The sequence below is a fragment of the Brevundimonas sp. LM2 genome (genome assembly GCF_002002865.1).
Taxonomy (GTDB): domain Bacteria; phylum Pseudomonadota; class Alphaproteobacteria; order Caulobacterales; family Caulobacteraceae; genus Brevundimonas.
The window spans coordinates 1,491,996-1,505,218 of record NZ_CP019508.1; the positions used below are offsets into that span (position 1 = coordinate 1,491,996).

The window sequence follows — 13,223 nt, forward strand, 5'->3', positions numbered from 1 at the left end:
CAGGGTGCGGCGGAGGGCGTCGCGCCCACGTCAGCACAGGCATGTCGCTCCATCCCGCGTTCGCCGTGTCCGTCGCCGCGATCCTGGCGGTCGCGACGCCCGGCACCGCCGGGGCCCAGACACGCACGTCCTACGACATGCCGTCCCGCGAGGTGGGCACGGCGCTGGTCGAGCTGTGCGTGCGCGCCGGATGCGCGGTCGGCTTCGCGACCCCGCCCGATCGCACCTATCGCAGCCGCGCCGTCCGTGGGGCCCGGAGCTGGCAGGCGGCGGTGCGGACCATGCTCGAGGGCACAGGCCTGCGCTATCGCATCGAGGGGCGGTTCGTGCGGGTCTGGGCCGAGCCGGAGCGGCCAGAGCCGCCTCCGTCTCCCAGGGACGAACCGACCACATTGGAACCGGTCATCGTCACCGGACGGTTCGCTCTCGGGATCGATACGGCTCTGGACGAGAAGCGAGAGGCCGACGTCATTCAGGACTCGGTGTCGGCCGCCCGGATCGGCGAACTTCCGGCGGCCAATCTGGCCGAGGCGCTCCAGCGCGTGCCCGGGGTGGCGATCGAGCGTGAGGTCGGGGAGGGGCAGTTCGTCAGCGTCCGGGGGCTGGGCCCCCTGTTCCAGTCGGTGACGCTGAACGGGGCCCCCGTGGCCTTCAACGAGAATATCCGAAACTCGACCCAGAGCGGCCGGCAGTTCCGCTTTCGCGCCCTGTCGGCCGACCTGCTCGGGGGCGCGACCCTGACCAAGACGGCGACGGCGGATCTGGTCGACGGCGGCATCGGGTCGAACATCGACATCCGCACCATCCGGGGCCTGGGCGGACCGGACTTCGTCAGCGGCCAGCTGGCGGGCCACTACGAAGCGCGGTCCGGGGCCCTGTCGCCGGATGCGACCCTGTCGGGCCGGTGGCGCAACGGCGCGCGCGACCTCGGCCTCGTCGCCGGACTGGCGGGCCAGCAGCGGCAGGTCCAGTTCGACCGGTTCCAGACCCAGCGCTATCGGGACATGGAGATCGGCGGCGTGACCGTCGCGGTGCCGAACGATCTGCGCACCACGCTGGAGCGCGAGGATCGGGACCGGATCAGCGGCTTCGTCGGGGCCCAGTGGCGGCCGAACGACGCCGTCACGGTGGATTTCGACGCCCTGGTGTCCCGCTTCACCAATGCCATCCGCGAGGACCGGATCGTCTATGATTTCGGCGAGCGGCTGCGCAACGGCTCTTTGGTGCCCGACAGCGTGCGCGTGAGCGATGGGGTGTTGACGGCGGCGACCCTGAATAACGGCCGGATCAGCAACAACCTTGAGATGTCGTCCCAGACGCACGACAACGTCGCCGCCAGCCTGTCGCTGGAGGCCCGGGCGGGGGCCTGGCGGCTGCGGCCCCGGCTCAGCTATTCCCGTGCGCTCTCGCGGCTCGATGTGCCGCTCCAGCGGATCGCGGCGGTGACGGCCGAGGGCCAGGCTTACGGCTTCGACTTCGGCGACGACCCGCTGGAGACCCGGCGTGTCGCGCGGCTCGAGACCGATTTCGACCTGACCGATGCCTCGGCCCTGACCTGGGCGCGCTATGGCGTCCGGGCCACCGATGTCCTGGACGACGACGTCACCGGTCTGTTTGCAGCCGATCGCGACGTCGCCATCGCCCTGGGGCCTTTGAGGGTGGAGCGGCTTGAGCTGGGCGGGCAGTTCAGCGACCGGGACCGGGACTATCAGCGGCGCGATCGCGACGCCGCCCTCCGTCCCGGCGCGAACCTCGATGCGGGCTTCTTCGGGGTCCGGGTTCCGGCGAACGCCTTCTCCGGCGTGATCCGCGACGGCGATGGCCCCTGGACGGCGGCGGATTTCGACCGGTTTCGGGCCGCCTTCGTCATTCCGGGCGAGCGGGACGGCGTGATCTTCTATGCGGATGACCTCCAGCCCACGGGCACCGACCTGCAGAGCTCCTATCAGGTGATGGAGTCCATCGCGGCGCTCTACGCGCGGTTGGATGTCTCCACCGATGTGCTCGGTCGCTCGGCCTCGGGCAATCTGGGTCTTCGCATAGTGGGCGCGCGAACCGGGGTGATCGGTTCGATCCTGGGCGTCGACGCCAACGGCGCGCTGGAGGTGCGCCCGCTCTCCTCGCAGGATGAAAGCCAGGCCTGGCTGCCCAGCGCCAACCTGGCCATCCAGATCACGCCTCGCACCCTGCTGCGGCTGGCGGCGGCGCGCAGCCTCACCCGCCCATCCCTGGCCGACCTGGGCGCCGCCACGATTCCCGCCAGCACGCTGGTCAGCGCCATCTATCGACGCGGCCAGGCCGAGATCGACGCGCCCGACCCCGCGACCATCTTCACCGGGGTCGGCGGCAATCCCGATCTGAAGCCCTATCAGGCGACCAGTTTCGACGTCTCGCTGGAGCGCTATTTCGACGGTTTCGGAGCCTTCAGCGCCGCCGTCTTTCACAAGACGATCGACGACTATGTGCTGGTGGTGGACCAGGTCGAGCGCCTGACCTTCGCGACCCGGCTGGGCGCGCCGGTCGTCGCCGAGGTGATGATGTCGCGGCCGCGCAACGTCGGACGGGCGACCGTCTCTGGCCTGGAACTGGGCTTCAGCCGGCGGCTGTCGTCGGGGCTGGGCGTGTGGTCCAGCGCGACCGTCACAGAGGCCCGCAGCCGCAACCAGACCACCGGGGTCACGACCGACCTTCAGGGGGTGTCGCGTTACGCCTGGTCGGTCAGCCCCTTCATCGAGCGCGGCCCGTTCGAGGGCCATGTCTCCTGGACCTGGCGATCCCGGTTCCGCTCGGTCGCGGACCTGCAGGGAGGCGGGGTGACGGCCTTCGTGGTCGGCGACGCCGGTGTGCTCGACCTGTCGGCCTCGTGGCGGCTGCGGCCGGACCTGACGGCCTTCGTCGAGGGGGGCAATCTGACCGACGCAGTCGACGTCGCCTACGACGGCGACCCCAGCCGCCTGCTTCAGGTCACGCGGGCGGGACGCTCCTTCTCGCTCGGTCTGAAGTTCGCCCTTTAGTCCGCCACGACGATGAAGACCGGATTGCCGTAAAACCACAGGTCCGACCAGGGATCCTCGCCCGCCGGGTCGGGGGTCGGCTCCAGCTCGTCGCCCGCGGTGCCTCGAACGCGCAGATACAGGGGGCCGCGCACATCGCGAAGGGTGTGCCGGAAGGTCCAGACGTCGCCGTCCACCACGCCCTCCGATGGGGCGAAGCGGTGTGCGACCCGGGTGGACGGATGGCGTTCGGCGGCCGCGCCCGGGGTGGCCGCTTCCACGTCGCCGACGATCAGATCGACGCGCCGCACCTGTGCCGTCCGGCCCGAGGCGTTCGGCCCGGCCGGATCGCGCAGGCGCACGGTGACCGCCACGTCGCTGCCTGCCGGCACGGTCAGCGACCCGCCCATCTGGGCCTGCCGCTCACCCTGGGTCGCGGTGACGTCCAGCTCGGACACCAGATCGCCTGTGGTGACGAAGACGCGCCCGGACCGCAGCCCGGCCAGGATCGCATCCGGCGCGGCGACGGCGTGGACATAGGTCTTGGAGTATTCACCCGGCCAGAAGTCGTCGCCGCCCTCGCTGTGGTTGCGATGGGAGTCGGAAGTGGCGGTGATCCACCAGCGGCGGCCCTCGCCCAGCATGGCGTCCCAGACGCCGCCCAGGGTGGCCGTCATCTGGTCGAACCCGCCCATCGTGGGCGAGCGGCGATAGATGCCGCGCGCGCCGTCGGGCTTCATCCCCGTCGCCTGGTGCCCCGGAGCGCCCTCCATGCCGATGGCGACGCGGGGGGCGGCGTCGTGCCAGGCGCGCAGCGAGACGGGATCGTGTTCGCCCCAGACCCCGACGCCCTCGGCCGAGCGGGACGGGTGGTTGGCGATGACGATGGGGCGGGGCTCCATCGCGTCCATGGCCCGCAGCGCTTCCAGCATCACGGCGCGGGTGTCGCGCCCCGGGTTCGCCGGGAACGGTTCGCGGGTGCCATAGGTGCTTTCGATCCGACGCAGCATCTCGCGTTCGCCGTCGTGGATCGGAATGATCAGGCTGGAGTGTTCGCTGCCGGGCGTGTCCAGCTCCATGCCGTAGAACTGGATGACGCCGGGGGTCTCGCGGCGCGAGGCCAGCAACTCGGGATAGGCCTGTTCGGCGTTGATCACCGAGTGGCCGGGGCCGCCGTGGTCGGTCGAGACCATCCAGCGCAACCCGAACCGGCCCGCCGCGGCGCCATTCTGGACGATGGTATGCGGCCCGTCGCCGCCCAGGGTGGGGCGGGGCAGGGCGGTCGGGTCGGCCGGGTCGGGGGTGTAGGTGGCGCTGAACCGGCTGTGGACGTGGTGATCTCCCGCGAGCCAGCGCGCGCCCTCGGACTGGGCCTCGACCGCGCCCGGCGCCAACACGCCCGCTCCCAGCCCCAGCAGGGCCAGGACGGAGACACTGCGTCGCTGCCGGGAAACGGTCGGGTGATGATTTGTCATACAAAGTCTCTCGGCGGGTTCGACGATCCTTCTCAGACAACGTCCGGGCGCGAGCGATCCTCAGCCGCATAGAACCCCTGACACCGAAACTTCACGGCCGACCGGACGAGGACCCGACGACGGCCTGCTGCGACGCCGACGATCTCCGCGGCAGCCTCAGACACGTTCGAGCGACCGCACGAACACCTTGGCACCAATGCGGGTCAGGCCGCCTGGGCCCCCGGACGGCCGTCCTCCACGACCCAGGTCTTGAGGGTCGACACAGAGGCCGAGGGATCGCGCACGTCGCTGATGGCCTGATAGCGGGCCGTCATCTGCTCGGGCGTGAGGTCCATGGAGATGTAGCCTCGGACGCGGCTGTCGAAGAACTTGATGTGCGGATTGGTCTTCATGGCCGCCATCAGGCCGTCGTAGGGCGGCCCGCCGGACGTGATCGACGTGCCCGCGAACTCTGTCGCCACCGTCGGCGAGGACTCGTCGCGGCTGTCGAGCTTGACGTCATTGGTCCAGAACGAGTGGTAGTCGCCGGCGAGCACGACCGGATTGCGCGGACGCAGGGTCGACAGCGCCTGGGTCATCCGATCGCGCGCCGCCGGGAAGCCGTCCCAGGTGTCGGTCCAGTAGCGGGTGTCGCCGCCGGTCTCGAAACGGAGCCCGGCCATGATCAGATCCTGACCCAGGATCGTCCAGGCCGCGTCCGTCCGGGCCAGGCCGTCGTACAGCCAGCGTTCCTGGTCGAAGCCGAGGAAGGTGCGCGATGGATCCAGCCGGTCGGCGCAGGTCGCGTCGGTGACGATCTGGCCGCGCGCGACCCCGCTTTCGACGCAGGGCTGGCGGGACCGATATTGACGCCCGTCCAGCATGAAGAACTGGGCCAGGCGGCCGTAACGGACGCTGCGATGGATCGGCATCTGCAGACGGGCGTCCAGGCGGGTCCGGCGGATCGGCATGGCTTCGTAGAAGGCCCGATAGCCCGCCGCGCGGCGTTGCAGGAAGTCCGCGGTCGCGGCCGCGGGGTCCGAGGACCAGACGCCGGAATAGTCGTTGAGCACCTCATGGTCGTCCCAGACCACCAGACAGGGGGCGGCGGCATGCAGGCGCTGCAGGTCGGCGTCGGTCCGGTGCAGGGCGTACCGGTTCCGGTAGCCGGCCAGGGTGGTCGCGTCCTCCAGGCCGTAGCTGCGCACGTTCGACGCCGCGCGCTCGCCGGTGCGGCTGTACTCATAGATATAGTCGCCCAGGAACAGGGTCAGGTCCGGCGCTTCGTCGGCCATGTGGCCGTAGGCGCTGAAATAGCCGGACTCCCAGTTCGAGCACGAGGCGACGGCCAGTTTCAGCCGATCGACGTCGGCGTTGGGGGCCGGCGTCGTGCGGGACAGCCCTGTCGGGCTCTGCTGACCGGCGGCGATGAACCGGTACCAGTAGGGCCGGCCAGGCTGCAGACCCTCGACCTCGACATGCAGGCTGTGGGCCTCGTCCGCCCGGGCCGTGACGCGGCCGGTGGCAACGATGCGGCGGAAGCCTTCGTCGGCTGCCACGTCCCACTGGACCTCGATCGGCGCGCCAAGCCCGCCCAGGCCGTCGGGGGCGACGGGATCGACCGCCAGTCGGGTCCAGAGCACGAAGCCGTCGGGAGCGGGATCGCCACTGGCGACGCCCAGGGGGAACAGGGAAGCGCCCTCGGCCCGGGCCAGGCCGAACCGCAGGACGGTCGGCGCGGCGACCAGGCCGCCGATGAGGGCGCGACGGTGCAGGCTGAGGGGGCTGGTCGTCATCGGGCCGCTCCGTGACCGAAGCGATCGCGGAAATCGTCCATCCGGATGACGAAGTCGTCGGCGGCCACGAAGGCTTCGTCGGTCATCTGGGGTTGCTCGCGCGGCCGGTACCAGCGCGCGTAGTCGGGCGTCTCCGAAGCGTAGCGGTCATAGTGGGTCGAATAGGTCCGGACCCGCACCGTCGGAACCTCGCCCGACAAATCGAACTGCATCAGGCGCAGCCAGCCGTCGCCGACGCCCGGGGGCGTCGCCATGCCCGCGTCCAGGGCGCTCTGGTTGCGGTCCTGGTAGTCGGACAGGATCTGGTAGACGGCGCCGCCCTGACGGTTGGGATCGGCGCGGAAGGCCTGGCCGTTGTGGTGGCCGCTCAGCACCATGAAGATCTGGGGATTGCGCGCGATCAGCTTGTCCCACAGGCCCTGGGCGCTGTTGTCGAAGGGGTCGAGCGCGTTCAGGTCGACGACGGGGTGGGCGCGGCGCTGGCCGGTCTTGTCGATGAAGTCGTGTGTCGTCACCAGGGTCGGCAGGCCGGGATGGGCATGGATCACGGTCTCGGCCCATTTCAGGCTGGCGTCGCCCGGGGCCATCTGCAGGCTGATGTGCAGAAACCGATAGCCGCCGGCTTCGAACATCTGGGCGCTGTCGGCCCCCTCGTCGTGGGAGGCGACGTACCAGGGTCGGTCCCGGAAAAACGACGATCGGGCCCCGAACGCGTCAGTGAAGGCGGTCAGCCCGCCGATGTGGATCATGCCGAGGCGACGCAGATCGCCCGGGGGGGCCGTCAGGTCCTGCGGCCAGGACTCGTCCCACCACTGGGCGTCATAGTCGTGATTGCCCGCCGCGACCGCGAACGGCAGGACGCCGTCCAGCAGGCGATAGGCCTCGATCGCCGCGGGGATCTCGCCCTGCCGCACCCCCTCGGCCCAGCCCGCGCTCTCCGCGCCGGCGGCCGGGGGGCGGGGGCTGAAGCCGCGCGCCGCGTGATCGGGGTCGATGGCCAGGGTCGGGTGCTGCCAGACGTCGCCGACGCCGGTGGCGAAGACGATGTCGCCGCCGCGCGAGACCGCGTTCGCGGCGACGAAGCGCATCTGTTCCATCATCAGGTCGCGGGCGTCGAACGGGAAGCCGGCGGCGCGCTGATGGGTGAAGTCGGTATAGTTCTGGGTGTCGGGGATCACCGCGATGGTGAAGACGCGGTCGACCTCGGGCTCGGCCAGGGCCGGACCGGTCAGGACCGACAGGGCGAGGACGGCGGCCGCCAGCCGGCGCGACGACTTCAACATGGGAACTCCTGCTCCTGAAAGGCGATGGCCCCGACCGCCCGGCGGTCGGGGCCCCGTGTGGTCAGTATTCGTAGCTCAGGCGCACGCCCCAGGTGCGGGGCGGGTTGGGCGACATGGTCGGACGGGCCGAGCCGTTGAAGCCGTTTCGGGTCTCGTCATAGTGCTCGCTGAACAGGTTCTTGCCGAACAGGCTGACACGCCAGTCGGCGTCCTCGGGCCCGACGGTGACGCTGCCGTTCCACACCGTGTAGCCGGCCAGGACCGAGGCCGAAGACGCGTTGTAGATGTCGTCGCGCTGGTAGTAGCTCGTCTCGGCGCGCAGAGCCCATCCCGCCAGGGCCCAGTCATAGGCGACCGAGCCGCTGTAGGTGAACTTCGGAAACTGCAGCGGCTCGCCCGAGCGGTCGGTTGCGATGATCGTGTCCCATGGGCCGTTCGCCGGGTTGGCGGCGGCCGTGGCGGCGTCGTTGATGGCGAAGAACTCCGAGTATTCGCCGTCCTTGTAGCCATAGCCCTGCGTCAGGGTCAGGCCGTCGATCGGGGTCCAGGCCAGTTCGAGTTCGCCGCCGTAGATCTTCGACTTGGGCACATTGGTGATCTTGCCCAGGCGGCCGGAAATGCGGTCGTACTCGATGCCCTGAATCTGCTGGTCGGTGTAGTCGTAGTAGAAGAGCGCACCGTTGAGACGCAGGCGGTTGTCGAACCAGTCCGACTTGAGCCCGACCTCATAGGCCAGCACGATCTCGGGCCGGAAAGGCGTGGCCGAGGTGGCGTTGTAGGTGGTGAAGCCGCCGGACTTCACCCCCCGCGCCAGGCTGGCGTACAGCAGGGCGCTGTCGGTAAGATCGTACTCCAGGCCCAGGCGACCGCTGACTTCGGACAGGTCGTTGTCGTAGGCCAGGCTCGGTCCGGGACGGGTCGGCGCGCGGGTGGTGCCCGATGTCTTCAGTTCACGCACCTCGTACTCGTAGCGCAGACCCGCGATGAGGCGGAACCGGTCCGTGAAGGCGAAGCTGTTGTGGGTGAAGATCCCCGCCGCCTGCACATGCTGGGTGTAGGGGGTGTTGATCAGGGTGGGGACGGCGCGGAACTGGGTGTAGAAGCCGCCGTCGATGGTTTCGTCGGCGGCGTGGACGCCGACCAGCCAGTCCCACCGGCCCTCGCCGGTCGAGGCCAGCCGCAGCTCCTGGGAGACGACGCTCAGGTCGTTGTAGAAATAGACGTCGGACTCCTGATACCGGGTGCCGTCCCAGTCGTTGTACTCGGACCGGCTGAAGGTCTGATAGGCGGTCAGCGAGGTCAGATCGGCCCAGCCCAGGTCGGCCTTGACCTGAAGGTTGGCGTCGAAGCCTTCGTTGTCGCGGCCCGGCTTGTCGCCGACGCTGCGGCCCGAAACGGCGGCCAGGGCGGGCGACAGCGACCAGCCCGTGACGCCCCAGGCGGTGTCGGTCGGGATGGTCGGTCCCAGGGCGGGCGTGGCCGGGGCATAGGGGCCGCGCAGACGCAGGCCCAGGCCTTCGGACTTGTCGACCATGTAGGAGGCGGTCAGGTCGGCCGTCGCGTCTGGACCCAGATCCCAGCTCAGCCGGCCGCGGACGGCGCTCTTGTCCCGGTCGCCCAGTGTCTCGCCGGTGTCGCGGCTGAACTGCCAGCCGCCGCCCTGTTCGGTGACGGCGGCCAGACGGCCGCGCAGACCCGGCGCGATTTGTCCCGAGACATAGCCTTCGACCATGTAGCGATCATAGTTGCCGTATTCGGCGGTCACGCCTGCTCGGTAGTCGACGGTGGGGGCGTTGGTGATGATGTTGACCGCCCCTGCGGTGGTGTTGCGGCCGTACAGGGTGCCCTGCGGCCCGCGCAGGACCTCGATGCGCGCCAGGTCGAACAGCGCGCCCTGGGTCGTGATCGTATAGGGATGGGCGACTTCATCGACATAGACGCCGGCCGACGAGGTGTTGTTCGCCGAATACTGGGTCGCGCCGATGCCGCGGATGCGGAACTGGGGCTGACCGCCGCCGAACTGGCTGTCGACCTCGACGTTGGGCGCGATGTTCTCGATCTCGTTGACGACCGAGACGCCTTTTTCCTTGAGGTCTTCGCCGCTGAGGACGTTCAGGGCGATGCCCACGTCCTGGCTCGCCTGTTCGCGACGCTGGGCGGTGACGATGATGTCGTCGACCGCAGTGTCCTGACCGGGCGACGCTGTCTGGGCCGAGGCCGGGAGGGCCGCGGCCATGACGAGGGCGGCGCTGGACGCGCCGAAGAGGAGACGTTGCATATTGACCATCCATCGGGCGACGCGCGGGGACACCCCCTCCCTCGCGGGCCGAAGCGTTTCGGGACGTCATCGACCGGGTCGTTTCCAGCCGATTGTCAGGGCGGCGCGGACATTGGGGAGAATGACCGACGCCGTCCCCGCGAGCTGAAATAACAACTGTTCGATGACGACCTTGGCCTTAGACCGTGCAAACTATGCTTTTATGACGCTTGTCAGAACTCTTTCCGGCGGACCCGGGCTTGGGCCATACCTGTCGCGGCGGTAACACATGTTCTGTCAATAGCGCCGGTCGACCAAGCTCATCGCCGCCGCCTTTAGATCCATCGTGGTCAGCGCCGATCCCACGGCGGATGAGGTCAGGGCCGCGCCCTTGATCCACAGGGCGAAACGGGTGGCGGCGAGCCGGGTCAGCGCCATGTCGCTCGGCCACACGCCGGCGCTGTTGTAATAGGTGCCGCCGCCCTCCGGACCGCGCAGCAGCATGGCGAGATCCTGGAACGAGGGGTCGCGCCTGGCCTGAATGCAGACGCTGGCGATCAGGCGAGCATATTTGACATAGAAGCCCTCCTCGGCCGGGAGGATGGAGACGGTCGGCGCCATCACCCGCGCCCAACTGTCCAGATCGACCTTGTCCGGATCTCCCTGGGGGCGCTGGCCGGCCAGATAGCGCGGCATGTCCCGGAACACGCTGTGCCAGACCGCCTCGCGCACGAATCCGCGCATATCGGGCCAGTGATAGGCGATGGTCGAGGTCGAGGTGCCGGCCACGACGCTGACGGATCGGTTGGTGATCGCGGCCAGGCCGCCGGCGAGGATCTGGTCGGCCGCTATGTCGAGCAGCCGGAACCGCATCGAGTCCGGATCCAGCTGGTCGGCCGGCGCCTTCGGCAGGATCAGGTTGTCCCGGTACCAAAGCGTGGTCGCCGCCGCGCCCTCGGGGCGCCCCAGGATCCGATCGACCATGGCCCCCAGTCCCTCCGCCGCGATCACCTCATAATCCGCCCTTCCCAGCAACGCCCCGGCGTAGAACTGTTCGATCGTCAGGCATGAGATCAGCGGCCCGGCGAACGCCGCCAGCTCCGGGGTCGCCAGCCGTTCCTCCCAGGCGGCCCGGCGCATCGCGTCCCACCGTCCCATCAGGTCCCGCTGCGCCTCGCCGGGGTTCACCAGCAAGGCCTCCCAGATGCGCACGAACTGAGCATCGGGATGAGCGCGCAGCCGCAGATAGCGCTGGATCAGGCTCAGCAGATTGTCGCGACTGAGGGGCAGACCGGGCAAGGTGTCGAAGAAGGCGCGATGAAAGGCCTGATCGCGCCGCATCGCCTCTTCGCCGACCGCCTTGATCAGGCCGGACTTGGCTCCGAACAGATTGACGATGATCGTGGTGCTGCGCCCCATGGCCTCGGCCACATCGCGCATCGTGAGGTGGTCCAGGCCCCCCTCCGCCGCGCGGGCGAGGGCGACGTCCACCACGTGCTGGGCGTCGACGGCGCGATGGGTCGATTGAAGCTGAGGCATACGCTTCCATGGATCGTCGAGGTCCGGCTGTCGACCCGATCGACGCGGCGGCGTCCGCCGCTCCTGAAATCGCTAAGGAGTCAGGAGCCGGAACACGATCAAAGTTCGGCCAGTGACGGGCCCATCAGTCAGGCTGGGGCCGGTGGCGGAGAGGGTGGGATTCGAACCCACGGTACCCTTCCAGGCACGCCGCATTTCGAGTGCGGTACATTCGACCACTCTGCCACCTCTCCGCGGGGCCGTAGGACGCTCGGTCGAAAGCGAGGGGCTTCTCTAATGGCGCGAAGGCGGCATCGCAAGCCGGAATATGAGGCGATCGGCTAACGCAGAGCGGGCAGGGCCAGGCCCGGGGCCTGACCGTCCTGGGCCTCGGTGGCGGTGAAGCGAAACAGTTCGGCCGGACGCCCGCCGGTTCCGGTCGACATCAGGCCGGTGGCCGCGACCAGACCGGTGCGTTCGACACCGCGTCTGAAGTTCTGCTTGTGCAGATTCAGGCCCACCACGGCCTCGGCGGCGGCCTGCAGGGTCGACAGGGTGAAGGTCGGGGGCATCAGTTCGAACAGCACCGGGCGGTACCGCAGCTTGCTCCGCAGCCGGCCCAGACCGGTGGCCAGGATGCGCCTGTGGTCGGACGTCATGCTCCGGTCGCCCAGCGCCAGGGGGCAGGCGTCCACGCCGTCGCGCAGGGCTTCCGCGACCAGACCGGCCTCATAGAGAAGTTCATAGCGTTCCAGCACGCTACCCTCGTCCCAGCGCGCCGCGGGGCTCAAGGCGAACACCGAGTCGCCGCGGGCGAGGCGTCGCGGCTCCGGCGCCGCCCAGGCCTGGACCGCCGCGAGCAGCGCGCCGGGGGTTCCGCTCTGGCGCCGGTCCTCCCAGGGAAAGATGTCCAGCACGGCCGTCCACCGCGCGCCCGGCGGGGCCACATCGACCGCGTCCGCCGTGAGGGCCAGATAGCCGACCGAGATCTCGCGGCGGAGATCGGGCCCCGGCGTGGCGCGCGGCGCGCCCCGGCCGGCGTCGCCGAAAGTGTACAGCTGTTCCACGAAGCCCAGACCGAACCCGGTCTGGGCCGTCACGAAGGCGCGCAGCGCGCGTTCGAACGTCCGGTCCTGCGCCGGATCGAAGGGGCCAGAGGGCAGGGCCAGTTCGCCGTCCGCGTCCTCGGTGGTCAGGACGCAGAGCCGGCCCTCGCGCACGGCCATGACCACGGCGGACAGGCTGATGCGCACGCCGTGTTCACCGCCCCAGGACATGGTCTATTCCGTATGCCAGGCGTCGGGGCCCGGCAGGATGCCGGTGGCCTCGGCCAGGATGCGATAGCGGTCCAGGTAGCGTTCCTGAGCCACGGGCGCGGACAGGGGTTCGATGACGAGATCGTAGCCGGGCGGGGGTCTGCCGAAGAAGCCCAGCGACTCCTTCTTCGTGAATCCGGCCAGCTGGGTCGCCTCGAAATAGGCGCAGGCCTTGTCGGAGCTCTTGATCAGGGCCTTGACCGGGGCGGGCGTGCGCGCGGGCAGGCCGAAACGGACATGGATGGCGTCCTCCAGACGAGCCTCGAACGCCTTGTAGCTGACGCCCAGAGCGGCCTTGAACGGCGAGATCATGTCGCCGATCACATACTCCGACGCGTCGTGCAGCAGGGCGGCCAGGCGCCATTTCGGATCCAGGCCCGGTTTGATGTGGGCGGCGATCTCCTCGACCACGCAGCTGTGCTGGGCCACGGAAAAGGCGTGCTCGCCGATCGTCTGGCCGTTCCAACGCGCGACGCGGGCCAGGCCGTGGGCGATGTCCTCGATCTCGATGTCGAAGGGGGAGGGATCGAGCAGATCCAGGCGCCGGCCCGACAGCATGCGCTGCCATGCGCGCGGGGCCGAGGTGGCGGCGCGACGGGACCGGGT

The 13,223-nt window shown here is 69.5% G+C and carries 8 protein-coding genes and 1 tRNA gene; 1 reads left to right on the forward strand and 8 read right to left on the reverse strand.

What is annotated here, in order from left to right; translation table 11 throughout:
- Nucleotides 1–41 precede the first annotated feature (41 nt).
- On the forward strand, nucleotides 42–3,014 hold the full coding sequence (locus BZG35_RS07295) for a TonB-dependent receptor (protein WP_077355041.1): 2,973 nt from the start codon (nucleotides 42–44) through the stop codon (nucleotides 3,012–3,014).
- Here the strand turns inward: BZG35_RS07295 and BZG35_RS07300 are convergent.
- The 8 genes from BZG35_RS07300 to BZG35_RS07335 all read right to left on the reverse strand — a co-directional run bounded on the left by BZG35_RS07300 (nucleotide 3,011) and on the right by BZG35_RS07335 (nucleotide 13,175).
- Nucleotides 3,011–4,468: a phosphoesterase gene (locus tag BZG35_RS07300; protein WP_077355042.1), complete on the reverse strand. Its 1,458-nt coding sequence runs from the start codon at nucleotides 4,466–4,468 to the stop codon at nucleotides 3,011–3,013. The genes BZG35_RS07295 and BZG35_RS07300 overlap by 4 nt on opposite strands.
- 203 nt (nucleotides 4,469–4,671) lie before the next feature.
- The gene (locus BZG35_RS07305; protein ID WP_077355043.1) at nucleotides 4,672–6,243 is read right to left on the reverse strand and encodes an alkaline phosphatase; all 1,572 of its coding nucleotides are present in this window, start codon (nucleotides 6,241–6,243) and stop codon (nucleotides 4,672–4,674) included.
- Complete coding sequence (locus tag BZG35_RS07310; RefSeq protein ID WP_077355044.1) at nucleotides 6,240–7,526, reverse strand: serine/threonine protein phosphatase; 1,287 nt, start codon at nucleotides 7,524–7,526, stop codon at nucleotides 6,240–6,242. The genes BZG35_RS07305 and BZG35_RS07310 overlap by 4 nt, the downstream gene beginning before the upstream one ends.
- A gap of 61 nt (nucleotides 7,527–7,587) precedes the next feature.
- Complete coding sequence (locus BZG35_RS07315; protein ID WP_077355045.1) at nucleotides 7,588–9,804, reverse strand: TonB-dependent receptor; 2,217 nt, start codon at nucleotides 9,802–9,804, stop codon at nucleotides 7,588–7,590.
- Nucleotides 9,805–10,080: 276 nt separating this feature from the next.
- Entirely contained in the window at nucleotides 10,081–11,322 is a 1,242-nt protein-coding gene (locus tag BZG35_RS07320; protein WP_077355046.1) for a TetR/AcrR family transcriptional regulator, read from the reverse strand.
- A gap of 143 nt (nucleotides 11,323–11,465) precedes the next feature.
- Nucleotides 11,466–11,555: transfer RNA gene (locus BZG35_RS07325), tRNA-Ser, on the reverse strand.
- 87 nt (nucleotides 11,556–11,642) lie between these two features.
- Nucleotides 11,643–12,578, reverse strand: a complete 936-nt coding sequence (locus tag BZG35_RS07330; RefSeq protein ID WP_077355047.1) for an NAD regulator — start codon at nucleotides 12,576–12,578, stop codon at nucleotides 11,643–11,645.
- A 3-nt stretch (nucleotides 12,579–12,581) separates the two neighbouring features.
- Nucleotides 12,582–13,175 carry a YfbR-like 5'-deoxynucleotidase gene (locus tag BZG35_RS07335; protein WP_077357938.1) on the reverse strand — a complete coding sequence of 198 codons (594 nt, stop codon included), beginning with the start codon at nucleotides 13,173–13,175 and terminating at the stop codon, nucleotides 12,582–12,584.
- Nucleotides 13,176–13,223: the final 48 nt, after the last annotated feature.